23 protein-coding genes are annotated in these 23,042 nt (G+C 61.9%); 17 read left to right on the top strand and 6 right to left on the bottom strand.

Features of this window, described 5'->3' with window-relative positions:
* Nucleotide 1: 1 nt before the first annotated feature.
* Nucleotides 2–1,228 carry a citrate/2-methylcitrate synthase gene (locus tag ACOQOT_RS03745; protein ID WP_420561039.1) on the bottom strand — a complete coding sequence of 409 codons (1,227 nt, stop codon included), beginning with the start codon at nucleotides 1,226–1,228 and terminating at the stop codon, nucleotides 2–4.
* 115 nt (nucleotides 1,229–1,343) lie between these two features.
* Here ACOQOT_RS03745 and ACOQOT_RS03740 point away from each other — a divergent pair, with 115 nt between their 5' ends.
* From ACOQOT_RS03740 to ACOQOT_RS03720, 5 genes are all read left to right on the top strand, one after another.
* On the top strand, nucleotides 1,344–2,453 hold the full coding sequence (locus ACOQOT_RS03740) for a citrate synthase (protein WP_420561038.1): 1,110 nt from the start codon (nucleotides 1,344–1,346) through the stop codon (nucleotides 2,451–2,453).
* A complete protein-coding gene (locus ACOQOT_RS03735; protein ID WP_420561037.1) occupies nucleotides 2,450–3,553 on the top strand; it encodes a DUF2332 domain-containing protein in 1,104 nt (367 codons plus the stop codon). The genes ACOQOT_RS03740 and ACOQOT_RS03735 overlap by 4 nt, the downstream gene beginning before the upstream one ends.
* 61 nt (nucleotides 3,554–3,614) lie before the next feature.
* A complete protein-coding gene (locus ACOQOT_RS03730) occupies nucleotides 3,615–4,208 on the top strand; it encodes an SH3 domain-containing protein (RefSeq protein ID WP_420561036.1) in 594 nt (197 codons plus the stop codon).
* A gap of 81 nt (nucleotides 4,209–4,289) precedes the next feature.
* Nucleotides 4,290–4,757 carry a MarR family winged helix-turn-helix transcriptional regulator gene (locus tag ACOQOT_RS03725; RefSeq protein WP_420561035.1) on the top strand — a complete coding sequence of 156 codons (468 nt, stop codon included), beginning with the start codon at nucleotides 4,290–4,292 and terminating at the stop codon, nucleotides 4,755–4,757.
* Between the two features lie 11 nt (nucleotides 4,758–4,768).
* On the top strand, nucleotides 4,769–5,551 hold the full coding sequence (locus ACOQOT_RS03720; protein WP_420561034.1) for an enoyl-CoA hydratase-related protein: 783 nt from the start codon (nucleotides 4,769–4,771) through the stop codon (nucleotides 5,549–5,551).
* Between the two features lie 13 nt (nucleotides 5,552–5,564).
* Here ACOQOT_RS03720 and ACOQOT_RS03715 read toward each other — a convergent pair whose 3' ends face one another.
* Complete coding sequence (locus ACOQOT_RS03715) at nucleotides 5,565–6,170, bottom strand: DUF6101 family protein (RefSeq protein WP_420561033.1); 606 nt, start codon at nucleotides 6,168–6,170, stop codon at nucleotides 5,565–5,567.
* A gap of 80 nt (nucleotides 6,171–6,250) precedes the next feature.
* Entirely contained in the window at nucleotides 6,251–6,760 is a 510-nt protein-coding gene (locus tag ACOQOT_RS03710; RefSeq protein ID WP_420561032.1) for an O-acetyl-ADP-ribose deacetylase, read from the bottom strand.
* A gap of 122 nt (nucleotides 6,761–6,882) precedes the next feature.
* Between ACOQOT_RS03710 and ACOQOT_RS03705 the strand changes: the two genes are divergently transcribed.
* From ACOQOT_RS03705 to ACOQOT_RS03665, 9 genes are all read left to right on the top strand, one after another.
* On the top strand, nucleotides 6,883–7,281 hold the full coding sequence (locus ACOQOT_RS03705) for an MAPEG family protein (protein WP_420561031.1): 399 nt from the start codon (nucleotides 6,883–6,885) through the stop codon (nucleotides 7,279–7,281).
* Nucleotides 7,282–7,398: 117 nt separating this feature from the next.
* Nucleotides 7,399–8,736 (top strand): TldD/PmbA family protein, encoded by a 1,338-nt coding sequence (locus ACOQOT_RS03700; RefSeq protein ID WP_420561030.1) that lies wholly within the window; start codon nucleotides 7,399–7,401, stop codon nucleotides 8,734–8,736.
* Nucleotides 8,723–9,541 (top strand): 3'(2'),5'-bisphosphate nucleotidase CysQ, encoded by an 819-nt coding sequence (locus tag ACOQOT_RS03695; RefSeq protein ID WP_420561029.1) that lies wholly within the window; start codon nucleotides 8,723–8,725, stop codon nucleotides 9,539–9,541. Before ACOQOT_RS03700 ends, ACOQOT_RS03695 begins: the two co-directional genes overlap by 14 nt.
* 112 nt (nucleotides 9,542–9,653) lie before the next feature.
* Nucleotides 9,654–9,884 (top strand): DUF4170 domain-containing protein, encoded by a 231-nt coding sequence (locus tag ACOQOT_RS03690; RefSeq protein WP_420561028.1) that lies wholly within the window; start codon nucleotides 9,654–9,656, stop codon nucleotides 9,882–9,884.
* Nucleotides 9,885–10,065: 181 nt separating this feature from the next.
* The gene (locus ACOQOT_RS03685) at nucleotides 10,066–12,003 is read left to right on the top strand and encodes an ABC transporter ATP-binding protein (protein ID WP_420561027.1); all 1,938 of its coding nucleotides are present in this window, start codon (nucleotides 10,066–10,068) and stop codon (nucleotides 12,001–12,003) included.
* Between the two features lie 2 nt (nucleotides 12,004–12,005).
* Nucleotides 12,006–12,767, top strand: a complete 762-nt coding sequence (locus ACOQOT_RS03680) for a lysophospholipid acyltransferase family protein (protein WP_420561026.1) — start codon at nucleotides 12,006–12,008, stop codon at nucleotides 12,765–12,767.
* Between the two features lie 6 nt (nucleotides 12,768–12,773).
* Nucleotides 12,774–14,075, top strand: a complete 1,302-nt coding sequence (locus tag ACOQOT_RS03675) for a 3-deoxy-D-manno-octulosonic acid transferase (RefSeq protein WP_420561025.1) — start codon at nucleotides 12,774–12,776, stop codon at nucleotides 14,073–14,075.
* Nucleotides 14,068–15,114, top strand: coding sequence for a tetraacyldisaccharide 4'-kinase (gene lpxK, locus ACOQOT_RS03670; RefSeq protein ID WP_420561024.1), 1,047 nt, complete (start codon nucleotides 14,068–14,070; stop codon nucleotides 15,112–15,114). The genes ACOQOT_RS03675 and lpxK overlap by 8 nt, the downstream gene beginning before the upstream one ends.
* 74 nt (nucleotides 15,115–15,188) lie before the next feature.
* Nucleotides 15,189–16,085 carry a lysophospholipid acyltransferase family protein gene (locus ACOQOT_RS03665; RefSeq protein WP_420561023.1) on the top strand — a complete coding sequence of 299 codons (897 nt, stop codon included), beginning with the start codon at nucleotides 15,189–15,191 and terminating at the stop codon, nucleotides 16,083–16,085.
* 5 nt (nucleotides 16,086–16,090) lie between these two features.
* Here the strand turns inward: ACOQOT_RS03665 and ACOQOT_RS03660 are convergent, their stop codons facing one another.
* The 3 genes from ACOQOT_RS03660 to xseA all read right to left on the bottom strand — a co-directional run bounded on the left by ACOQOT_RS03660 (nucleotide 16,091) and on the right by xseA (nucleotide 18,671).
* A complete protein-coding gene (locus ACOQOT_RS03660; protein WP_420561022.1) occupies nucleotides 16,091–16,930 on the bottom strand; it encodes a M23 family metallopeptidase in 840 nt (279 codons plus the stop codon).
* Nucleotides 16,927–17,133 carry a DUF2093 domain-containing protein gene (locus ACOQOT_RS03655; protein WP_420561021.1) on the bottom strand — a complete coding sequence of 69 codons (207 nt, stop codon included), beginning with the start codon at nucleotides 17,131–17,133 and terminating at the stop codon, nucleotides 16,927–16,929. The genes ACOQOT_RS03660 and ACOQOT_RS03655 overlap by 4 nt, the downstream gene beginning before the upstream one ends.
* A 77-nt stretch (nucleotides 17,134–17,210) precedes the next feature.
* On the bottom strand, nucleotides 17,211–18,671 hold the full coding sequence (xseA, locus tag ACOQOT_RS03650; protein WP_420561020.1) for an exodeoxyribonuclease VII large subunit: 1,461 nt from the start codon (nucleotides 18,669–18,671) through the stop codon (nucleotides 17,211–17,213).
* A 140-nt stretch (nucleotides 18,672–18,811) separates the two neighbouring features.
* Here xseA and purD point away from each other — a divergent pair, with 140 nt between their 5' ends.
* From purD to ACOQOT_RS03635, 3 genes are all read left to right on the top strand, one after another.
* Nucleotides 18,812–20,098, top strand: a complete 1,287-nt coding sequence (gene purD, locus ACOQOT_RS03645) for a phosphoribosylamine--glycine ligase (protein ID WP_420561019.1) — start codon at nucleotides 18,812–18,814, stop codon at nucleotides 20,096–20,098.
* Between the two features lie 32 nt (nucleotides 20,099–20,130).
* The gene (locus ACOQOT_RS03640; RefSeq protein ID WP_420561018.1) at nucleotides 20,131–21,225 is read left to right on the top strand and encodes a phosphotransferase family protein; all 1,095 of its coding nucleotides are present in this window, start codon (nucleotides 20,131–20,133) and stop codon (nucleotides 21,223–21,225) included.
* 378 nt (nucleotides 21,226–21,603) lie between these two features.
* Complete coding sequence (locus ACOQOT_RS03635) at nucleotides 21,604–22,824, top strand: collagen-like triple helix repeat-containing protein (RefSeq protein ID WP_420561017.1); 1,221 nt, start codon at nucleotides 21,604–21,606, stop codon at nucleotides 22,822–22,824.
* The last annotated feature ends 218 nt before the right edge of the window (nucleotides 22,825–23,042 follow it).

The raw sequence follows: 23,042 nt of genomic DNA, 5'->3' as shown, positions 1-23,042 counted from the left end.
CTCACCCTTTCGGCGCAGGGCCGGTGTAAAGGGCGCGGGGGCGGATGAGGGTGCGCTCACGCATTTGCTCGCGCGCATGGGCGGCCCAGCCGATGGAGCGGCCCACCGCGAAAAGGCCAATGCCGGCAAGGGCGGGCAGCTTCAAAAGATGGGTAAGGATGGCAAGGCCGTAATCGATATTGGGCGCAACGCCCACGGCCTTTTGCACATAGGCGGGCACTTCGCGGGTGAAGAAGGTTTCGCCGAGTTTTTCTTCTACCGCCTCGAGCAGCACTTTGGCGCGCGGGTCCCAGCCCCGGTAGATGGTGTGGCCGAAACCGGCAAAGCGCTCGCCCGCCGCCGCCTGCTCGCGGATTTCGCTCAAGACCTCGCCGCTTTTCATCAGCTTTTGCAATTGCAGCGCGGCGCGCGCCGAAGCCCCGCCATGCAGCGGGCCTTTGAGCGCGGCGAGCGCGGCAATGGTGCCGTCATAAAGGCTCGCGCCTGTGGAAACCGCGCAGCGCAGCGTGAAGGTGGAAGCATTGAGCTCATGATCGGCGAGCAGCACCAGCGCCATGCGCACGAGCGCGCGGCCTTTTTCATCGAGCCCCCAGGCATCGCCGAACTGATCGTGAATGGGGCGCGATGAAAGCGGCCCGCCGGAGACGAGCGCCGCCATAAGCCGCGTGATGCGGGCGGCGGCAAGGGCAAGGCCCTGGTCGGTGCGGTTATAGGCCCCTTCATCTGCCGCGCCCGCCAGCGCCAGCACCGCCATCGAGCGGTCGATGGGATGGGCGTCTTTTGCCTCATCGGCCAGCAGCTTCAGCACCGGCACATCCGGCGGCAGGTTGTCCTTGGCGAAAGCATCGTAATCGGCCGTCTGCCAGAGCAGACCCGCTGCGCTTTCAAGGCTCGCATGACGGGCAAGCTCGCCCGCATCGACGCCCCGGTAATAAAGCCCGCCTTCGGCGATGAGCGAGATTTCGGAGGCGAGCACGGGCTGGGCGGCGGAGAAAGGGGCGACATGGCGCGGGCGCTTTTCCGCCTTGCCAGGCGGGGCGCGCCGCTCGGCTAGGGCGCGCACATCCTCGGCCCGGTAGCGCTTCGCCCGCGCGCCGGGCACAGGCTCGGAGCGGATCATCCCCCGACTGACATAGGCATAAAGCGTGGCGGGCGAGACGCCGAGCTCCGCCGCCGCCTCGCGGGCAGAGAGATAAAGGACCGAGTCTTCCGGGCTGTCAGCGCTCATCGTAGAAATCTTTATATTGATTAGCTTAATCAAGATTGATCATATCAATAAACCCTCCCAGATTTGATGGCAAGCAGCCGGTCGTTCCGGCGCACTGCCACTCATGGAGGGTTTCATGAACACGCACCTCTCATCCGCCTCCCCGCTTACCGGGCTTGAAGGCATTCCCGCCGCCGAAACGGCGCTGAGCCGAGTCGACGGCCAGGCGGGCCAGCTCATTCTCTGCGGCGCGCATCTGAAGGATTTCGCCGCCGCCCACACATTCGAAAGCGCGGCAGCAACTTTCTGGGGCGAGGCTCAGGCCCGCCCGGCGGAAAGCGCCGAAGCGGTCCGCGCCGCACTGGGTAACGCGCGGGAGGAGGCTTTCGCGCGCCTGACCCCGCTCCTTCCCGCCTTTGAAGGCTTAAGCACCTCTGAAGCGCTGCGCCTCGGCCTTGCCGCGATGAAAGGCAGCGGCAAGAGCGCGCCGCATCTTGCCGTCACCGGCGCGGTGCCCGTCATTCTTGCCGCCGCTCTGCGCGTGCAGGAAGGCAAAGCCCCGCTTGCGCCCGATGCAAGCGCCTGCCATGTCGCCGACTTCCTCCGCATACTGACAGGGGAAACACCCGCGCCTGCGAGAGAAGAAGCGCTCACCACCTATCTTGTCACGGTGATGGATCACGGCATGAATGCCTCGACCTTCACTGCCCGCGTCATCGCCTCCACACAGGCCGGCATCGACTGGGCCGCGCTCGGCGCTTATGCCGCGCTCACCGGGCCGCTTCACGGCGGCGCGCCCGAACCCGTTCTCAATATGCTCGATGCGATCGGCACGCCGAAGCGGGCGGAAAGCTGGATCGCGGATGCCCTTGGCAAAGGCGAACGGCTGATGGGCTTCGGCCACCGCATTTATAAAGTGCGCGACCCGCGCGCCGATGTGCTCAAAGCCGCGCTCGAAAAGCTGAAGCCTTTGGGCGAGAAATTGGCGCTTGCCCGGGCCGTCGAAAAAGCCGCCCTTGCCGCCCTCAAAGCGCGCAAACCCGACAGGCCGCTTGAAACGAATGTGGAATTCTACACGGCCATGCTGCTCGACGGGCTTGCCATGCCGCGCAGCGCTTTCACGCCTCTTTTTGCCATGGGCCGGATCGTCGGCTGGACGGCCCATGCACTGGAACAGCAGCGCATCGGCCGTCTCATCCGCCCCGCCTCGCTTTACATCGGCCGGGAACCGGGGGAGGCCGCATGAGTACGGCTTTGGATAGCAACAAAAACAAAGAGCACCTTTCCGTGCCGGAGCATTTCGCCAAGCAGGCTGCGGCTTGCGAGGCGCTCGGCTCGCCCTTCACCGGGCGGGTCTGCCGCCTGCTTCCTTCGCTTTTGAGCCGCAAGAGCGCCTTTGGCGCGAAGGTGTTGGGCTGGAGCACGGAAGAAGGACGCGATCCTGCCGCCGATGCCCTGGCGCTGCGTACGGCAGGGGCTTTCCATGCCTTGCTGCGTGCGGGCAGCGCTGTGCTGCAAAAGGTCTATCCGCCAATGAGCGTAGACGATGCTGCGCTCAAGTCCGCGCTTGAGGCGGCGATAGAAGCGGAAGACGCTTTCCTCACGGCCTGGCTTGAAAGCGCGCCGCAGACGAATGAAGTCTCCCGCTCAAGCGCACTGCTCGGCGGGGCGCTTCATATCGCCGAGAAAACCCGCCTGCCCCTCGACATTTACGAGATCGGTGCCAGCGCGGCGCTCAATCTTTCCTTCGACCGCTATGCTTACGAGCTTGAAACGCCGGAAGGCATGCGCCGTCGGGACGGCGCCTTGCCCGTCACCGTCACCTCGCGCTGGGAAGGGCCGCTGCCGCCGCTCGGCGCCCCGCTTAAAATCGGCGCGCGCCGGGGCTGCGATCTCAATCCCCTGCCCGCCTCGGATGTTAAGGCGCGCGAACGCCTGCTCTCCTACATTTGGCCGGATCAGACGGCACGCCTTGCGCGGATAGAAGCCGCGTTGCAAGCGACCGCTGAAGCGGGCCTTGAGGCGGAAAGAGCGGATGCGGCGGCATGGATCGCAGAGCATTTTTCAACGCCCGGTAAGAGCGGCCGCGTGCGGCTTCTCTTCCACACTATCGTCTGGCAATACCTGCCGCAGAAAACGAAAGCTGAGATCGAAAAGATTATGGAAGGCGTAGCGAAGCAGGCGAGTAATGATGCGCCTCTTGCCTGGTTTTCCATGGAAGCCGATGCGAAAGACACAAGCTCCGCCGCCCTTCGCCTCCGCCTCTGGCCGCAGGGTATCGACACCGAAATCGGCCGCGCCGATTTCCACGGGCGCTGGGCGCGGTGGCACTTGTTCGACGATTAGTAACCCGTCTACTATTTGAACCACAATCACTGTTAGCACACCTCATAAGCGGCTTCATTGGATGAGAATATCGATCTTAGCTTTGCTCATGGCCGCTGCTATCAAACCAGCGTTCGCTGGAGACGATTTTTGGGTGACCGCGAACGAACTGAACCGCCGAACCTGCCCTTCTGAAGAATGCGGCATTGTGGGCAAACTTCTTTTTCGCGAAAAAGTCCAAGTACACGAAGAAAAAGATGGATGGGTTCGCATTTCAAAATTCTACGATGGCGCATGCAACAATGGGCGCAGCTCATTCGTCGAAGAGGGAAATGACACGTGTTCGCCAGACAACGGCATTACAGAAGGAAAGCTGGCTGAATGGGTGGCTAAAGAGCACCTTTCGTCGACTCGCCCCAGTGATCCAGGGCTCGGGGCCTCGGGTGCGGAAAAATTGGTCGCCAAATCAGATGACTTCCAAGCGCATAGAAAGATCTTCGCTGGCGCCGCTCTGAAACTGATTAGCGCTGGCACCTGCACAGAAAAGGACTTCTTGGATATGGGCGGGTGGGTTAAATCCACCAAGAAAACCAGCCCACCGACTTACTTCACCTACTGCCGAGACGGGCGCGACCGCATCTATTTGAACGCGGAGACAGGCCGCACTTACAAATGAGGCGCTCCCCTCTCTATTGACTCCTCCATTTAATTCACCTATGTACCATTTACTTCATACGTGAATTAAATGGAGCGCCGCTTGAGCCCGCCCCGCCTTTTTCATCTGATGCATCTGGCGCATCACACGCTTTTCAAGGAAGCGGACCGCAAGCTGATGGAAAAGCTCGGCATCAGCTCGGTGCAGATGAGCGCGCTTTTCATCATCAAGGCAAACGACGGCTGTCTGATGAGTTATCTGGCGGGTGCCATGCGCATGAACCGCTCGGCGGTGACGACGCTGGCGCAGCGGCTGGAAAAAGCAGGCCTCGTGCGGCGTATGGCGGATGCCGAAGACGGGCGCGCTACGCGGCTTTTCATCACCGGCGAAGGCAAACGCCTCGTCAAAAAAGGCGGGCCGGAAGTTCAAAAAGCCAATGCCGAGCTTCTGGCAGGGCTCAGCGATGAGGAAGCCCGGCTCATCGAAACCTTTCTTCTTTCCATTATCGAACGCGGGAGCGGCGGCAAAAGCGCGCCGCTGCCCGCCGCTCTTTCTTCCCCCTCAGCTTAAGGAGTACGCCCATGACGCAGGTCTGTGAGCATTTGAGCCAGGAGCTCAGCGACGGCATTTTGACCCTGACCTTCAACCGGCCGGAAAAGAAAAACGCGCTGACGCAGGCGATGTATGGCGCAGCCGCCGATGCCATCAACGCCGCGCAGGACGACAAGAATGTGCGCGTCATTCTGCTGACCGGCGCGGGCGATGCTTTTACCGCAGGCAACGACATTGCCGATTTTGCCGGCGCGGGCAGCGCGCCGCGCGAGGGCGAGCCGCCTGTCGCGCGGTATCTCAAAGCCATTCTTTATTGTGAAAAACCGCTCATCGCCGCGGTGAACGGGCTTGCCATCGGTGTCGGCGTGACCATGCTTTTGCACTGCGATCTTGTTTATGCAGGTGAGGCCGCAACATTCCAGACGCCTTTCGTCAATCTCGGCCTTGTGCCGGAAGCCGCCTCCAGCCTCCTCTTGCCGCGCGCCATCGGCACGCAAAAGGCAAATGAGATGTTCCTTCTCGGGCGCAAAGTCGGGGCGGCAGAAGCCGAACGCATCGGCCTCGTCGCGGCCACGGTGCCGGACGCGGAGCTGATGAAAACCGCCCGCGCCGCCGCCAGCGCCCTTGCCGCCAAAGCGCCGGGCGCGGTCAAAGCCACGAAGAAACTTGCCCGGGGCGAACTTGCCGAGATCGCCACACGCATGGATGCGGAAAGCAAGATCTTCGGCGCGCAGCTGCAAACGGCCGAATTCGCCGAAGCGGCCTCCGCCTTCGCCGAAAAACGCGCGCCGGATTTCACGAAAGTCGCGTAAGGAGTAAATCGGCTTAGTAAGCGTGCGGGCGGGCGCCGGTCACCAGACGGTCGGGCCAATAGCGCCCGCGGCCGGTATAGCCGAAGGAAAGGGGGCGGCGGGCGGAAAGCGCGCTTGCCCCTTTATGCGGCTGCGGTTCGCCGAGAAAGACGCCGCCAAGTTTGGGATCGGCAAGGCGGGTTTCCCCGCTTCTGTCTTCCACGAGCGCGGGAAGACCGAGCTCCTTCGACCAGGAGCGCCAGCGCGCCGAAGCGTCGGCCCCGTCGAAAGACACATGAAGCAGCACGTTTTTGGCTGCATCTGGATGAATGAGCTCGACGATGATGACGGGCTCTTTCGTGTCCCCGCGCCGGTAAGCCACGCGGATCGACACACCCTTATAGGCGCGGATGCTTTCCCGCCAGGTCCAGACACCAAAAAGCGGCGATGAATCGTTCACCGTCACCATGTCCCGGTAGATCGCCGCATAGCGGATGAAGCCGGCGGCGCGGCGCGGCAGATCCTGCGCGGGCCCTGCCGTGTAAGCGGGCATGAGGTAGGGATCGGCGTCGATTTCACCATCGCGCCAATTCCGGCGGGCCCCGGCCCGTGTCATGTTTTTCGTCCACCAATCGCTCATGCCTCCAGCCTAGGCAGGCAAGGTTTGCGAGGAGTTAACTTTTTCGCCGATTTGCAAATTTTTCCCGATTTTCCGGGGGCTTAGAGGCCGGCCACCGCCTCGCGGTAAACCTTGGCCGATGCCTCATCGAAACAGACGAGCAGCACCTTTTCCGGAAAGTCCGACCGCTCCAAATGCCCGGCGACGGCGTGGGCGGCGATGAGCGCGGCTTTTTCCACTGGAAAGCCGTAAACTCCCGTGGAGATGGCGGGAAAGGCGAGCGAAGCGAAGCGCCGCTCATCGGCAATCGCCAGCGCCTTTTCATAACAGCTTGTAAGAAGCGCCGCTTCCCCTGCGTCCCCGCCCTGCCAGACGGGCCCAACGCAGTGAAGAATATAAGAAGCGGGCAGCCCATAGCCCGCCGTCAGCTTGCAGCCGCCCGTCTCACAGCCGCCAAGGCCGCGGCATTCTTCCAGAAGCTTTGGCCCCGCGGCCCGGTGAATGGCCCCATCCACCCCGCCGCCGCCCAGAAGCGAGCGGTTGGCCGCATTGGCAATGGCCGTGACGTCGAGGCGGGTAATATCGCCCACATGCACCGCGATCCGTTTCATACTCCCTCCTTGGCCCCCTCCGCCCCAAGCCCCGCCATGATAAACTTTATCGTGGCACAAACGAATCAGCCCGGTGACAGCGCCGGGCGCAAGGGGACGGAGATTTCTCCGGGAGGGACATCATGACAGCTTATGCATTGCAGATGCTCGGCCTTTATGCTGGGCTCAACATTCTTCTCAATCTCATTCTGGCCTACCGCGTTTCATCGAACCGGGTGCGGTCCAAAATCGCGACCGGTACGGGCGAAGACAGCGCGCTTTATAATGCGAGCCGCGCCCATATCACCAATGTGGAATATACGCCCATCGGCCTGATCGGCCTGCTCGTCGTCGCCTCGCTCGGCGCCTCGATCTGGGTCATTCACGGGATCGGCGTGTTGTTGACGCTCGGCCGCCTTCTGCATGCGATCGGCGTCTCGCGCACCTCTGAAAGCTCACCGCCGCGCCTTGTCGGCACGCTTTTGACCTGGGTGGCGCTGCTCGTCGCCGGGCTTGCCTGCCTGTACTACGCTTTTATCTGAGTGCCCGCCCTATCTGGCGCGCCAGAACGGCGTTTCAAGCGCCCGATTTTGAAACCCGGCCCCCGCCCTATATAAGGACGGGGGCCATTTCGTCCGGCCCCCTTCTCAGGAGCTTTCATGTCCACACCGCCTCTCGACATCGTTCACCATCTGGTCAAAGCCGCCCGCGCAGCCGGCGCGGATGCCGCCGAGGCCGTTCTCTTCGAAAGCACCTCCCTTTCCGCCTCTTGCCGGCTTGGCAAGGCAGAAGACATCGAACGCTCGGAAGGGCGCGATCTCGGCCTGCGGGTTTTCGTGGGCGAGCGCCAGGCGGTCGTCTCGTCCACCGATTTTCTGCCCGAGACCTTGAGCGCGCTGACCGAGCGCGCCGTCGCCATGGCCAAGGTCGCCCCGCCCGATCCTTATTGCGGACTTGCAGGCAAGGAGCTTCTGGCCACGAGCTTCCCCGATCTTGAGCTCGACGACGGGAGCGATGTGCCCGCCGAAACCTTGATGGAGACGGCGCTGCGCGCGGAAGAGGCCGCGCTTGCCGTGAAAGGCGTGACGAATTCGAGCGGCGCCGGGGCAAGCTTCGGGCGCGGCTCCGTCTATCTTGCCACAAGCGCAGGCTTTACCGGCTCTTATACGGGCAGCACACATTCGCTTTCCGCTTCCGTTCTTGCCGGAGAAGGCACGGCGATGGAACGGGATTATGATTTTTCCTCTGCCCGGTTTCTGGAAGACCTGGAAGCGGCGGAAGAAATCGGCAAGCGCGCGGGCGAAAAAGCCGTGCGCCGGCTCGGCGCGCGCAAGGTCAAATCCCAGGCCGTGCCCATCGTCTACGATCCGCGTGTCAGCAACGGCCTGCTCGGCCATTTCGCCGGGGCGATTTCCGGGGCAAGCGTTGCGCGGGGCACGAGCTTTTTGCAGAAGAAAATGGGCGAAGCCGTCTTCGCGGGGGGCGTGCGCATTATCGACGATCCTTTGAAAAAACGCGGGTTGCGCTCCAAGCCTTTCGACGGGGAAGGCGTTCAAACCACGCGGCAGGCCATCGTCGAAGACGGGGTTTTGAAAACCTGGCTCCTCGACATTTCCACCGCCAAGCAGCTCGGGCTGAAAAGCACGGGCCATGCAAGCCGCGGCACGGGCGCGCCGCCCTCGCCCGGCCCGACCAATCTTTATATGGAAGCAGGCACGCTTTCGCCCGAAGAGCTTATCGGCGATATCGAAAGCGGGCTTTATGTGACCGAGATGATCGGCATGGGCGTCAATGGCGTCACCGGCGATTATAGCCGCGGCGCATCGGGCTTCTGGATCGAGAAGGGCAAGCTTGCCTATCCGGTGAGCGAGATCACCGTTGCCGGCAATCTGAAAGAGATGTTCGCGAACCTGACCCCTGCCAGCGATCTCACCTTCCGCTACGGCATGAACGCGCCGACCCTGCGCATCGAAGGAATGACCGTTGCCGGGAACTGATCAACAAACGGCAACGAGCGATCGGGCTAAGGATCACGCGCTTTTATGCAAAGCCGTGCGCGAGGCCGGCGCCTTGGCGCTGACCTATTACAAGGCCGATGCCAAACATTGGGAAAAGAGCAAGGGCGATCCCGTCAGCGAGGCCGATTTGGCGGTCAATGCGCTGCTTGCCGAGCGGCTGCAAGAGGCACGGCCGGGTTATGGCTGGCTTTCGGAGGAAACCGAAGACGATGCGCGCCGCCTGACGCGGTCGCGGGTCTGGGTCATCGATCCCATCGACGGCACCCGCGCCTTCATCAAAGGCAAACCGCATTTCACGATTTGCGGCGCGCTGGTGGAAGAAGGCCGGCCCATTCTCGGCGCGGTCTTCAACCCGGCCATGGACGAGTTTTTCGAGGCGGTGTCGGGCGGCGGCGCACGGCTCAACGGCGCGCCCATTCAGGTGAGCGCCTGCGACGTGATAGACGGCTGCCGCATGGCCGCCTTCGGGCCGATGTTCAAGCACCCGGCCTGGCGCGAGCCCTGGCCGGAGATGGAGATCGTGGACCGCAATTCCGTTGCCTACCGCCTCGCGCTTGTCGCCTGCGGCCAGGCCGATGCGGCCATGGCGCTCAACCGCAAGAACGACTGGGACATTGCCGCCGCCGATCTCTTGATCCATGAAGCAGGCGGCAAGATCACCGATCATCAGGGCGCCCCGCTCATCTATAACCGGGAAGACACGAAGCACCGCAGCTTCATCGCCGCCGGCCCCGCCCTTTATCAGGCGATCATTGCACGGACCGACAATATCACGCTTCCTTAAGGCGAAGGGCCTATCCCTCCAAGAGCGCAAGTTCAGGCGAATGCCGGATGCCAGTCCCGCGCAAACATGGTAAATTCAGCGCTCTCCTTCAGATGACCGGCGAGGTTCTTTCATGAGCGACAACAAACAGCTTCTCCATCTCGTTTTCGGCGGCGAGTTGTCGGACCTGCAAGGGGTGACGTTCGAGGATGTGAGCAAGCTCGACGTGGTGGGCATCTATCCCGACTATGCCAGCGCCTATAATGCCTGGAAGGACGTTTCCCAGAAAAACGTGGATAGCGCCCGCACCCGCTATTTCATCGTGCATCTGCATAAATTGCTCGATCCGGAAAACGACCATTGAGCCGCCCGTCACCGAAAAACGGCGGCACCAAAAAGTGATTGTGGCGCCTGATCTTAAGTCCCGTGCCGGGTGACGGCCCCAAAGCCCCGTGATATGGTCGCGCGCACCTTGAAAGGGCCTTTTTCGGCCCTGGCAGAGGATGCAAACGGGCAAAGACGCAGGTACGAACTTGGGTAATAATGTGGTTGAGAACGCGGGCCAGGCTGCCGGCAAGAAGACAGGCGGGAACGAGGCAAAGGAGCTTTCGGCTCTTGCCGCCGCCCGCCGGGTCGCGGCCCAGTATCTTTATCCCTACCGCTGGCACATTCTGACCGCCGTTGCCGCCAATATCGTGGTCGGCGCCGTCGGCCCCGCCCTGCCTTTTCTTCTGCAGCAGACCATCGATCTTCTTTTCGTTGCCGATCCTTCCACCGATCTCAAAATCGACGTGCCTTTCGCAGGAGACGGGCTGACGGAAGACATGACTTTCGGTTCCTCGATGGATGTGCTGCCTTATATTGCAGGGGCCGCCGCCCTCATCATGGTGGTGCGCGCCTTTGCGACCTACATCTCCAACATCTTCATGGCGACGATGAGCCAGAACATGATTGCCGCCCTGCAGCGCAATCTTTTTCAAAAGCTCGTCTGGTCCGATCTCGGCTGGGTGCAGCAAACCCATTCGGGCCGTTTCATCTCGATCTTTCTGAACGATGTGACCCGGCTTGAGTCCGCCATGTCGCAAACCATCGTCAACATGACGCGCCACCTGATCATGCTTGTCGGCCTTCTCGCCTACATGATCTATCTCGACTGGCTGCTCACCATTCTGGCAACCTGCGTCGGCCCGCTCATCGTCGTCTTCCTGCGCCGCATCGGCAAACGCACGCGCAAGGCAACGACGAAGAACCTCAATGAAACGGCGACGCTTTCCTCGCTGATCTCGGAAGCCTTGAAAGGCATCCGCGTGGTGAAGGCATACGGCCAGGAAAGCCATGAGACGGACCGGGCGCAGGCAACGATCCTGAAAGTGCTCGAGCACCGCATGAAAGCGGTGCGCGCGCGCGCCGCCGCAAGCCCGCTGACGGAAGCCTTTTCCGGCCTCGGTTTTGCCGCCGTGATTTACTATGCCGGTTATCAGGGCGGCACGGGCGCCATGACGTCCGGCGAGTTCATGGGCTTCGGCTCGGCGCTTCTGCTTGCCTATCAGCCGCTCAAGGCCGTCGCGAACCAGGGCACGGTGATGCAGGAAGGCGCGGCCGCCGCTTCGCGCATCTTCCCAGTGCTCGATGAAAAAGCCGAAATTGCGGATATGCCGGGTGCGGTGCCGCTGAAAGTCAGTTCCGGTGAAATCCGCTTCGAGAACGTCTCCTTCCATTACCGGGACGGAACGGAAGCGCTTCACGCGGTCGATATCGACGTGCCCCATGGCAAGACCGTCGCGCTTGTCGGCCCCTCGGGCGCGGGCAAAAGCACGATCCTCAATCTCGTGCCGCGCTTTTACGATGCCTCACACGGGCGCGTTCTCATCGACGGGCAGCATGTGCGCGATGTGACGCTCTCAAGCCTGCGCGAAGCAAGCGCGCTCGTTACGCAGGAACCCTTCCTTTTCGACGATACGATCCGCGCCAATATCGCTTACGGCGTGCCGGATACTTCGCAAGAAGCGGTCGAAGCCGCCGCCCGCGCCGCCGCCGCCCATGACTTTATTCTGGCCCTTAAAGACGGTTATGACACGGTGGTCGGCGAAGGCGGCTTGAAACTTTCTGGCGGCCAGCGCCAGCGCATTGCCATTGCCCGCGCGATGCTGAAAAACGCGCCCATTCTACTGCTCGATGAAGCGACCTCTTCGCTCGACACCGCTTCCGAACAGCAAGTGCAGGAAGCCTTGAGCACGCTGATGAAGGGGCGCACGACGCTCGTCATCGCGCACCGGCTTTCCACCATCATGCATGCAGACCGGATTTACGTGATCGATGGCGGGCGCGTGCTCGAACAAGGCACCCATAGCGAGCTGCTTGCCAAGGGCGGGCTTTATGCGGAGCTTTATCAGACGCAATTCGCGCAGGATGGCGGCGGGGAGACGGAGATGCCTGCGGACGCGCCGCGGAAAGACACAGAACAAGCTGCCGCCGGAGAATGAGCATGTCTCCCTTGAAGCGTCTTGTAAAAAGCAGCGCCTTTCAAAGCACGGCAGCTTTCATCGCCGCCTTTTATATCCGGCTTGTGCGCTATTCGAGCCGCTTCATCATCCGCCGCCCGGACGTGCCCGAACGTTTCTGGAAAAACAACGAAAGCTTCATCTGCGTCACCTGGCACGGGCAGAACATGCTCACCCCGCCCTTCTGGCACAATTGGCGCGAGCTTGCGATCCTCGTTTCCCGCTCAAGCGACGGAGAGATCATCGCCCGGCTGATGCACCGGCTCGGCCTTTCCACCATTCGCGGTGCGGGCGTGCCGAAAGGCGCAAAGAAAAAAGCCAAGGATAAGAATAAAGGCGGTGCGGTCGCCTTGCGCGGCATGGTGCGGGCGCTGCAAAACGACGTCTCCATCGGCATGACGGCGGACCTGCCACCGGGTCCTGCACGGAGGGCCGGCGAAGGGATCGTGGCGCTGGCGCGGCTTTCCGGCCGGCCCATCGTGCCCATTGCCGTTACCACCAAGGCGCGCATCGTGCTCAACAATTGGGACCGCTATCAAATCAACCTGCCTTTTTCCAAAGGCGCTTTTGTGTGGGGCGAGCCCATCTATGTGCCGGGCGATGCCAGCGGCGAGGCTTTGGAAGAGGCCAGAAAGAAAGTGGAAGAAGCGCTGAATGCCGTCACTGAAGAAGCGGACAGACTGGTCGGCCGCCGGAGCGAAGACCAGCCTCACGGCAGCCCCTCTTCCCCGCGCAGCGCCGGATAGCCGCCTATGACGACACCTTTTCCGCTCAGGCTCTACAGCGCCGCTGCAACCGCCCTGCGTCCCGCTGCCCCGCTCCTCTTGGCCCGCCGGGCAGCACGCGGCAAGGAAGACAGCGCGCGCATCGGCGAGCGGCGCGGGCGCGCATCGGCAAAACGTCCCGAGGGCACGCTGCTTTGGCTGCATGGGGCAAGCGTCGGCGAATCTCTTTCCATCCTGCCGCTGATCGACATTCTTCTGGCAAGCCGCGCGGACCTGACGATCCTCGTGACCTCCGGCACGCTCACCTCCGCGCAGCTTCTGGCCGAGCGGTTGTCCGAGCGCGCCATCCATCAATTCGTGCCGCTCGATGCACCGGCCTATGCGCGCCGCTTTCTGGATCACTGGAAGCCGGATCTTGCCGCGTTCGTGGAATCGGAGCTCTGGCCCAACCTCATCCGTGAGGCGGCGCGGCGGGACATTCCGCTCGCGCTCGTCAACGGGCGGCTGTCGCAAAAGTCGCTCGAAGGTTGGCAGCGCGCGCCGCAAAGCGCCGGAACGCTGCTTGGCGCTTTTGCCGCCATCATGGCGCAGGACGAAAAAAGCGAAGAACGTTTCACCGCTCTTGGCGCGGCAAACGTCACCCAGCCCGGCAATCTGAAATTCGATGCGCAGCCCCTGCCCTTCGATGAAAAGAAGCTGGAAAAACTGCAGGAGGCAACCCGCGCGCGTCCGCTTTGGCTCGCCTCCAGCACCCATGAGGATGAAGAGGTCCAAGCCGGACAAACGCATCTCGCGCTGAAAGCTGCTTTCCCGGGACTTCTGACCGTCATCGCGCCGCGTCATCCCGCCCGCGCGCATGAGATCCGCGCTCAGCTTGAAGCGCTCGGTCTCACTGTTGCCCAGCGCAGCCTTGAGCGCCTGCCGCGCGAGGAAACGGATATTTATCTTGCCGATACGATGGGCGAGCTTGGGCTGTTTTACCGGCTCTGCCCGCTCGTCTTCATGGGCGGCTCTTTGATCCCCCATGGTGGACACAACCCGCTGGAGCCGGCGCGCCTTGGCGCGGCGCTGCTTTTCGGGCCGCATATGTTCAACTTTACCGTTCCTGCCGGGCATTTGCTGGCACAAGGCGGCGCGCTCGAAGTCAAAGACCGCGCGGCGCTGACAGAGACGCTCAAAAATCTTTTGAACGCGCCGGATGAAGTCGGCGCGCGGGCCGAGCAGGCGCATAATGCCGCCTCACTTCTGGGCGGGGCGAGTATGCGGGTCGCGCACCAATTGCTTGCCCTGATGCCGGAGGGGTCGGCGCGGGAGCGGCCACATGCGTAGCCCCTCCTTCTGGTATCCGCCGAAGGGCGCTACACCTCTTGCCGCCCGACTTCTTTCCCCGCTCGGCTGGCTTTATGGACGCGCCGCTTTTTTCAAACAGCGTTTCAGTGCAGGCGAGCGGATCGGCATTCCGGTTATTTGCGTCGGCAATGTCACGGCGGGCGGGGCGGGAAAAACACCGACCGCGCTTTTTCTCGCCGAACGGCTGAAAGCCATGGGCGAGCACCCGCATTTTCTCAGCCGGGGCTATGGCGGCACGCTTGAAGGCCCACTCCGCGTCGATCCCGCCCGCCACAGCGCGGCGGAGGTGGGCGACGAACCGCTTCTTCTTGCAGGCGAAGCGCCCTGCTGGATCTCCGCTGACAGGGTGAAAGGCGCGCGCGCCGCCGAAGAACAAGGCGCAAGCGTCCTCATCATGGATGACGGCTTTCAGAACCCTTCCCTTCAGAAAGACCTTTCCTTTCTCGTCATCGATGGGGACGCGGGCCTTGGCAATGGCAAGGTGATGCCCGCTGGGCCCTTACGCGAAACTTATGAGGCCGCACTGTCACGCGCCGAAGCCGTCATCGTCATCGGCGCGGGCGAGCCAGGCAGAGGCCCGGCCGAACTGGCGGAGCGCACAGGGCTCGCCGTCTTCAGCGCAAGGCTCACGCCCGGCGAGGCAGAAGCCGCCGCGCTTCGGGGCCAAAAAACCGTCGCCTTTGCCGGGATCGGGCGGCCGGAAAAATTCTTCCGCACCCTGGAGGAAATCGGCGCCGACATTCAAAGCCGGCACGGTTTTCCCGATCACGCCCCTTACAGCCAGAAAGACCTGGACGGGCTTGCCAAGGAAGCGGCCCGCCGCGAGGCCGTGCTGGTGACGACGGAGAAAGATGCCATGCGCTGCCGCGGCCTTTCCCTCCCCCGCCTTGTGACACTGCCCGTCCGGTTGGACGTGGAAGGTGAAGGCGGCATCGACGCATTGCTGGAAGAAGCTCTTAGACGCGCGCGCGCCGATCACACTTACGTGCCTTTCGCCGCGCCGGAGGGTTCGACCTGAGCCAGGGCAATCGCCTTCCCCCTTCGAACTTGCTATAAGCTCACAACCACTGCGCAAGAAGGAGCAAGAGCCGGGTGGCAGGCAAGGCACTCAGACATAAGTTCGAAGCCGTGGCGCTGAAAGCAGCGCTCGGGCTTTTCGGCGCCTTGCCGCTGGAACGCGCCTCGGCTTTCGGTGCTTTCATCGCCGGTACGCTCGGCCCGAGGCTTGGCGTGACGAACCGCGCCCGCGCCAATATGGCCCGCGCCATGCCCGAGCTTGCACCTGCCGAACGCGAGGCGATCATCAAAAAGATGTGGCGCAATCTCGGGCGCACGATCGGCGAATATGCGCATCTGCATGAGTTTCAACTGCCCGCCCACCGCGACAAGCTCGGCCTTTCGGGCACGGAAAATCTTTCCGTCATGGAAGAGCGCGATAAAGGCGCGATCTTCATTTCCGGCCATTTCGGCAATTGGGAAATCGCGCCGCTGATCGGCAGGCTTTACGGGCTGGAAGGGGCGGAGATCTACCGCCATGCCAACAACCCTTATGTCGATGAATGGATGGTCGGTTTAAGAGCCCGCGCCGTTACGCCGCTGCAAATTCCCAAAGGCTCGAAAGGCGCGCGGGAAATCCTGAAAGTGCTGAAGGAAAAAAAATCGCTCTATATGCTCGTCGATCAGAAAATGAACGAAGGCTTGGAGACGACTTTTTTCGGGCACAAGGCCATGACCACCGCCGCGCCGGCCGGGCTTGCCGTGCGCTACGGCGTGCCGATCTATCCCATCTCTTTCCGCCGGCTGGGGGAGAGCACGGGCTTTGCCATGAAGGTCAACCCGCCGATCCTGGCCGATGAAAATGCCGACACGTTCGAGGAGATCGCCCGCATCACGCAGGCCATGAACGATTTTCTGGAAGGGGAAATCCGCGCCCACCCCGAGCAATGGTTCTGGCTGCACAACCGCTGGCCGAAACACGCCAAACCTTAAGGCGTTTATTCTTCTGGCTGCGGCCCCAAAAGCAGCTGCGGGTCCACATGGGCATCGCGCCAATACATGCGCCAATCAAGATGCGGGCCCGTCACGCGTCCCGTCGCGCCGACCTTGCCGACGACATCTCCCTGTTTCACTTCCATGCCCGCCTTCACATCGACGCTGCTTAAATGCATGAGCACGGAGATGAGCGAATGGCCATGGTCGATGAAGATGAGCCCGCCTTCAAAATACATATCGGGTTCGGCAAGGCGCACGGTACCGGCCTGCGGCGCGCGCACCAGCGCCCCCTCGCCCGCCGCAATGTCGAGCCCGTAATGGGGACGGCGCGGCTCGCCGTTATAAAAGCGCTGGCTGCCATAGACCCCGCTAATGGGCCCGGTCACCGGCCAGATGAAATCCCCGGCAAAATAATCGAGCGGGCTGTCTTCGACCCGCGCCTTGCGCTTCTTCACGGCATCGGCGCGGATACGGGCGAGCGTTTCAGGCGGCGGGCTCACATATTTGCGCGCCACGCCGTTTACATGCTGGATATCGTAGTCGCGCGCGGCAACGGCAATTTCCTCGCGCGCGGCGGTCCCGTCGGCAAACGTGGCTTCCAGCAATGCAGGCTCTTTGCGGTCCCGGTCGAAACCGAAAACGAATTTGCCCTCCGGCGTTACCGGCAGCGTTTTCCCGTCGAGGCGCAGCACGGTGCCTGCCGGCGCCTCCCCGACGATGAGCCCGCCCTGCACCCGCTCACCGCGTAAAATCAGCTCCCCCGCCATGGCTGCCGGGCCCATGCCGGCGAGCGCGCATAGCGCGGCAAGCAGACCTTTGGGCAAGAGCGGGGCGCGGGTCATTTATCAGCGCCCGCCACTTCCAGGTGCCGCTTCAGCGAGGCTTCCGCATCGGCATAAGGTTCCTGCAGCGCCACGCTCCAGTACTTCAGTTCGGCCAAGGGAATTTTCCGGCCCGTCACCTTACAGGTAACGAATGCACCGCGCCGCACGATCCGGAATTCACCGTCGCCGTAAACCAGTTCCGCTTCGCCTTGCGTGTCCATGTCTTTTCTCCTGTCCGGCGCGCCGGTCATACGCACTCTTTAGTGTAACTCAAACCTCTATCCCATGAGAGGCACCATCAAAGCAATGAGCCCTGTTCCGGCTTTTTGGCATCGGGCTTTTTGGGCGGGGATTTCTTCCGGGCAGCTGCCTTTTCCGGTTTCGGCGCTGCCCCCTCCCCCGCCACGACCACGCCGAGACGGTCATCACCTGCAAATTCAAGCTCGAGCGGCGCGCCGCCCGCCAATCCGGCGGAGCCGCGTACGGGCTTACCCTCCCCGTCGCGCACCAGCGCAAAGCCGCGGCCGAGCACATTCTTGTAGCTAAAGGACTCAAGCAGCCGCCCCGTCTGATCCAGCTTGCGGCGCAGGTCTTCCAGCCGCCGCGTCTCGGCATTTTGCAGCCGCTGGCTCATGTCTGCCGTGCGGCGCGTGCCTTCCAGAAGCCGCATCTCGATGAGCTTGCCCGTGAGCCGTCCTTCGGTCTTGTGAAACAGCGCCTCTTTTGCGGCCACCGCATTCATCAGGCTGCGGGTCAGGCGCTCGCTTGCATGATCGAGGCGCTGTTCGGGCAATGCAAAAAGGTCCTGCAGGCGGGGCAGCCCGCGGGCAAGCCCTTCCACCTGCGCCCGGCCCTGCTCGAGAATGCGCGTCTGCGCGCGAAACAGCCGCTGCGCCCGTTCCATCACCTGCGCCTGAAGCTCCGCGCGCACCGGCACAGCCATTTCCGCTGCCGCCGTCGGGGTCGGGGCGCGCCGGTCGGCGGCATAATCGATCAGCGTCGTATCCGTCTCATGGCCGACAGCGGAAATCAGAGGGATACGGCTCGCCGCTGCCGCGCGCACCACGTTTTCCTCGTTAAACGACCAAAGGTCTTCGATCGAGCCGCCGCCGCGCGCCACGATCAAAAGATCGGGCCGTGGCACAGGTCCGCCCGGCTCCAACTTGTTGAAGCCTTCGATGGCCGCCGCCACCTCGCCAGCCGATTGCTCGCCCTGTACGCGCACCGGCCAGATCAGCACATGGCGGGGAAAGCGGTCGTTCAGCCGGTGGAGAATGTCCCGGATCACCGCGCCCGACGGGCTCGTCACCACGCCGATCACATCCGGCAAAAAGGGCAGCGGCTTTTTACGTTCCGGCGCAAAGAGCCCTTCGGCGCCGAGCTTTTTCTTGCGCTCTTCCAGCAGCGCCATGAGCGCGCCGACACCGGCAGGCTCCATCTGCTCGATCACGATCTGATAGCGCGACTGGCCGGGGAAGGTGGTGAGCCGCCCTGTGACGATCACTTCCAGTCCCTGCTCCGGCTTGATCTTGAGCCCCGGCACCACGCCCTTCCAGATGACGGCGGAAAGCACCGCCCGGTCGTCTTTCAGGTCCAGATAAACATGACCAGAGCCCGGCCGGCTGACCCGGCCCACCTCGCCGCGCACGCGCACATGGCCAAACGTGTCCTCCACCGTCCGCTTGATGGCGGCCGAAAGCTCGGAGATCGTCAATTCGAGCAGGTTGCTGGCGGGCGGCGGGCCGGAGGCTTGAGACACGGAAAATCCTAATATTGTCAGATACTTACATGATCCAGGCAGGTTTGTTTGCCGGAATCGCACCCCATGTTACAAGGAAGCCCACAGAAGCCAAAAAGAAGAGGCTCCGCGCCTTCTTTCAAGAAGAAAAGGTCCCTTAGATGAAGGTCCTCGTTATCGGTTCCGGCGGGCGGGAGCACGCGCTTAGCTGGGCGATTGCCAAAAGCCCCCTCCTGACCAAACTTTATTGCGCGCCGGGCAATGGCGGCATGGCCGGGGTCGGCGAATGCGTGGACCTCAAGCCGATGGATTTTACCGCCATCGTGGATTTCTGCCGGGCAGAGGCGATCGACTTCGTGGTGGTGGGCCCGGAAGATCCGCTTGCCGGCGGGCTGGTGGATGTTCTGAACGAGGCCGGGATCAAGAGCTTCGGCCCCAGCAAGGCGGCAGCCCAGCTTGAAGCCTCGAAAGGCTATACGAAGGATCTTTGCGCGGAATTCGGCATTCCCACCGCCGCCTATGCGCGCTTCGAGGCGCTGGAACCGGCGCGTGCTTATCTTAAAGACCAAGGCCTTCCCATCGTCATTAAGGCGGACGGCCTGGCCGCGGGCAAAGGCGTCATCATTCCCGAGACCATGGAAGAGGCGGAACAGGCGCTGGAAGAAATTTTCGGCGGCAAGTTCGGCGACGCGGGCGCGCAGGTCGTGATCGAGGAATTCATGACCGGCGAGGAGGCGAGCTTTTTTGTCCTCGCGGACGGGACCGTGGCGCTACCGCTGGCCACCGCTCAGGACCACAAGCGCGTCGGCGATGGCGACACCGGCCCCAATACGGGCGGCATGGGCGCTTATTCGCCTGCCGCCATCATGACGCCTGAGATGTGCGAGCGGGTAATGCGCGAGATCGTGCAGCCGACCCTCGATGCGATGGCAAAGCGCGGCACCCCCTTCAAAGGCGTTCTTTTCGCCGGCCTGATGCTGACCGATCAGGGGCCGAAGCTTGTGGAATATAATACCCGCTTCGGCGACCCGGAATGCCAAGTGCTGATGCTGCGTCTCAAATCCGACATTCTACCCGCACTTATCGCCACGCATGATGGCACGCTCGGCGGCGTTTCGCTCGACTGGCATGATGAGGCGGCGCTAACCGTGGTGATGGCGGCTAAGGGCTATCCGGGCGATTATGCCAAAGGGACGGAAATACGCGGGCTCAGCGAGGCGGGCAGCGACGGCGATGTCGAGATTTTCCATGCGGGGACGCAGCTGAAGGACGGAACGATCCTGGCGAGCGGCGGGCGCGTGCTTAATGTCACCGCGCGCGGGCAAAGCGTCTTGCAGGCGCGGGACAAGGCGTATGAAGCCACCCGCAAGATCGATTGGCCGGGCGGTTTTTGCCGGCGCGACATCGGCTGGCGCGCCGTCGAACGGGAAAAAGCATCCAATAAATAAGAATACGCAACGCTTACATCAGGGAGAGAGACATGAGCGAGCAAGGGGAAGCAAGCCGCCAGGAAATGTTTTCCGGCACGAAGGAAGTGCTGGATAAACACAAGTTCGACGAAAAGCGCCTGGCCGATTACATGGAAGCCCATGTGGAGGGCTATGAAGGACCGCTCGAGGTGCGCCAATTCAAGGGCGGGCAATCAAACCCGACCTATCAGCTCGTCACACCGAAAAAGAAATATGTGCTGCGCCGCAAGCCGCCGGGCAAACTGCTCCCCTCCGCCCATGCCGTGGACCGGGAATACAAAGTTATCAGCGCGCTTTACGGCGCAGGCTTTCCCGTCGCGCGCACCTATTGCCTTTGTGAAGATGAAAGCGTCATCGGCACGATGTTCTATATTATGGACATGGTGGAAGGGCGCATCCTATGGGAACCGCTCCTGCCGGGCTATGAGCCTGCCGAACGCCGCGCCATTTACGAAGCCAAGATCGACACACTCGCCAAGCTGCACATGATCGACTACGAAGCGATCGGCCTTGGCGATTTCGGCAAGCCCGGCAATTATTTCGCCCGGCAGATTTCCCGCTGGTCCAAACAGTATGTTGCCTCGGAAACCGAAACGGTGACGGAGATGAACAAGCTGATGGAATGGCTGCCGGAGAACATCCCCAATGACGATGCGACAAGTATCGTCCATGGCGATTACCGGCTCGACAACATGATCCTGCATCCGACCGAGCCGAAAGTGATCGCCGTTCTGGACTGGGAGCTTTCGACGCTCGGCCATCCACTGGGTGACTTCACCTACCACCTGATGCAATGGGTAATGCCGGGCGGCGGTAATAGCCCCGGCACACAGAGCCTTTCCAATGCCGACTTGCCCGCGCTCGGCATTCCGACGCGCGAGGAATATACGCAGATGTATTGCGAACGCACAGGCCGTAAGAGCATCGAGAATATCGATTATTACTTCGCGTATAACTTCTTCCGCCTTGCCGGCATCCTACAGGGCATTGTCGGGCGCGTGCGCGACGGCACGGCCTCGAATGAAAACGCTGCGCAGAATGCGGCGCAGGTGCGCCCGCTTGCCGAACTCGGCTGGCATTACGCACAGCGGGCCGGCGCAAAGTAGAATTGAAAATCGCAGATCGCAAAAAATTTGCCCCCGGAGCGTCTGTTTCGGGGGCAATTTTTTGTCTTTATAAAGATTAACAGATTCTGAATCTGTAATAAAAATCAGACATTTAGTTTGCGATCTGAAAATTCGCAAGACGCAACAAACGCCGCAAATCCGCGAAAGTTCCAGACCTTCCGCACAGGGAATTTTTTCGCCGCCTACAATCTTGTAGCCAACAAATTTTTCCTGCTAAAGAATCTTCCATGAGGGGAGCTGCATGGTGCAGCTGGGGCATGGAAAAGCTTCCAGAGATGGAAGCCGAACGTGAGGCGTACGGGACCGCCGTGCCATTAGGCGCGGCAACACTCACGGTACGAAGCGGAGGAGATTACCATGCGCACGACCTTTACCCTCTTTGGGCATTCTTTGTGGCGCGCAGCGCCATTGGCCCTTGCAATTTCATTTACGCTTGCCGCTTGCGGCAGCAGCTCCGACGGCCCTGGCGCCAGCGTCGGAGATAGCGGTGGTAGCGGCGGCGGCGGTGCATCGCCTGCGGCCGAAACGCAAGCGACGGAAAATATCTTCCAAGATGCAGCTACTGTTACTGAAGGTGTTGGTCAGACCCTTTTGTTGGCTAGCTTCGCCGTCAGCCAGGAAGACTTGCCCATCGAAGATGAGTTGAGAGACCCTGTGTTGGATGTAGCGAGGTCCGGCGGGACGAGCCTTTATCAGGCTACCTTCGCGCTTGACCAGGGGCTTGGAGAACTCGGCACCAATGACAACGCGGTTGGGACTACCGCCTATCGCGGAACCCGCGCGGTTGCGGAAACCGGAGGCGCCGTTACGGCAACCGGTGAGTTGATTAGTGCACTCGATACCTTGCCGGTCTTTATGCAAGTTGAAGAAAATTCCGGCGCCCTCACCATGATCGGCGAGAACGTGAGCGCTGTTGGCCTCACGTTTTCCGAAGAAGCGGAAGGATTGGCCCTTCAGTTCGAAGATCCGAACAGCCCCCTCGGCAGCGCAGGCGTTCAGCTGACCGCAGCGATCCGGCCCGTTGTGGCTAACGTGGAGGGCACCACAAGGAAGGTCGGTGATGCACTTGTCATCGGCCCCATGGGAAGCGAAGCATTGGGCGAGGCCGGCGGTGCCATCATCATGGCTGGCGATGAACTCACCGCTCAGAACATCGCATTCGCGGGCGTTGGTAAGTCCGTCGGAGGTGTCGGCGCGCTGGTCCGTGACACAGGCGGCTTCATCTCCTCCGGCGAAGGGTCAGGCGGCGGCCTGGCGGGCGGCGGTTTGCCGACCGACACGCTGCTGGCCGCGCTGAGCGGCGGGGAAGGCGCGGGCCTTCCAACGGATGCCGTGCTCGGTCAGCTCACGGATAGCGGTTTGCCGACGGACGATCTCTTGGGCGGTTTGACGGAAGGCGGTCTTCCCACCGATCAGCTTACCGGCCTTGTCGGCGGTGAAGGCGCCGATCCCGTTACCGGCCTTGTCGGCGGACTGACGGGCGGCCTCAGCGGCGGCAGCGAAGACGGCGAAGAAGCCGATCCAGTGACCCGCCTCATCAGCGGGCTGACCGGCGGCCTTAGCGGCAGCGATCAATAGTAAGAAATAGCGCGGGCGGCAACGATACGCCGCCCGCACCGCCTGCCGGCCCCTATTCGTTGTGCCCGATTGTAAATCAGTGAAAAGCGTTATTCCAAAACCGCGCGTTAAACATACCGGTTTTGCCAATTGCAAAAAATGAAACCGGTGATTTATTAAAGAGATTGATCTTCGCGATTTATCACGGCACCATTTTTCCGGGTTCGGCTGCTTCTGTA

This window comes from Tepidicaulis sp. (assembly GCF_965222285.1).
GTDB lineage: Bacteria > Pseudomonadota > Alphaproteobacteria > Parvibaculales > Parvibaculaceae > Tepidicaulis.
This window is presented reverse-complemented; position numbering and strand designations above follow the sequence as displayed.

Excerpts from the sequence above, each read along its gene's own strand:
- ACOQOT_RS03730 (WP_420561036.1), top strand. The coding sequence starts at position 3,615 with ATGAGAATATCGATCTTAGCTTTGCTCATGGCCGCTGCTATCAAACCA.
- ACOQOT_RS03635 (WP_420561017.1), top strand. The coding sequence starts at position 21,604 with ATGCGCACGACCTTTACCCTCTTTGGGCATTCTTTGTGGCGCGCAGCG.
- ACOQOT_RS03640 (WP_420561018.1), top strand. The coding sequence starts at position 20,131 with ATGAGCGAGCAAGGGGAAGCAAGCCGCCAGGAAATGTTTTCCGGCACG.
- ACOQOT_RS03655 (WP_420561021.1), bottom strand. The coding sequence starts at position 17,133 with ATGGACACGCAAGGCGAAGCGGAACTGGTTTACGGCGACGGTGAATTC.
- purD (WP_420561019.1), top strand. The coding sequence starts at position 18,812 with ATGAAGGTCCTCGTTATCGGTTCCGGCGGGCGGGAGCACGCGCTTAGC.
- ACOQOT_RS03675 (WP_420561025.1), top strand. The coding sequence starts at position 12,774 with ATGACGACACCTTTTCCGCTCAGGCTCTACAGCGCCGCTGCAACCGCC.
- ACOQOT_RS03680 (WP_420561026.1), top strand. The coding sequence starts at position 12,006 with ATGTCTCCCTTGAAGCGTCTTGTAAAAAGCAGCGCCTTTCAAAGCACG.
- ACOQOT_RS03740 (WP_420561038.1), top strand. The coding sequence starts at position 1,344 with ATGAACACGCACCTCTCATCCGCCTCCCCGCTTACCGGGCTTGAAGGC.
- ACOQOT_RS03690 (WP_420561028.1), top strand. The coding sequence starts at position 9,654 with ATGAGCGACAACAAACAGCTTCTCCATCTCGTTTTCGGCGGCGAGTTG.
- ACOQOT_RS03660 (WP_420561022.1), bottom strand. The coding sequence starts at position 16,930 with ATGACCCGCGCCCCGCTCTTGCCCAAAGGTCTGCTTGCCGCGCTATGC.
- ACOQOT_RS03700 (WP_420561030.1), top strand. The coding sequence starts at position 7,399 with ATGTCCACACCGCCTCTCGACATCGTTCACCATCTGGTCAAAGCCGCC.
- ACOQOT_RS03710 (WP_420561032.1), bottom strand. The coding sequence starts at position 6,760 with ATGAAACGGATCGCGGTGCATGTGGGCGATATTACCCGCCTCGACGTC.
- ACOQOT_RS03720 (WP_420561034.1), top strand. The coding sequence starts at position 4,769 with ATGACGCAGGTCTGTGAGCATTTGAGCCAGGAGCTCAGCGACGGCATT.
- ACOQOT_RS03745 (WP_420561039.1), bottom strand. The coding sequence starts at position 1,228 with ATGAGCGCTGACAGCCCGGAAGACTCGGTCCTTTATCTCTCTGCCCGC.
- ACOQOT_RS03705 (WP_420561031.1), top strand. The coding sequence starts at position 6,883 with ATGACAGCTTATGCATTGCAGATGCTCGGCCTTTATGCTGGGCTCAAC.
- lpxK (WP_420561024.1), top strand. The coding sequence starts at position 14,068 with ATGCGTAGCCCCTCCTTCTGGTATCCGCCGAAGGGCGCTACACCTCTT.
- ACOQOT_RS03735 (WP_420561037.1), top strand. The coding sequence starts at position 2,450 with ATGAGTACGGCTTTGGATAGCAACAAAAACAAAGAGCACCTTTCCGTG.
- ACOQOT_RS03715 (WP_420561033.1), bottom strand. The coding sequence starts at position 6,170 with ATGAGCGATTGGTGGACGAAAAACATGACACGGGCCGGGGCCCGCCGG.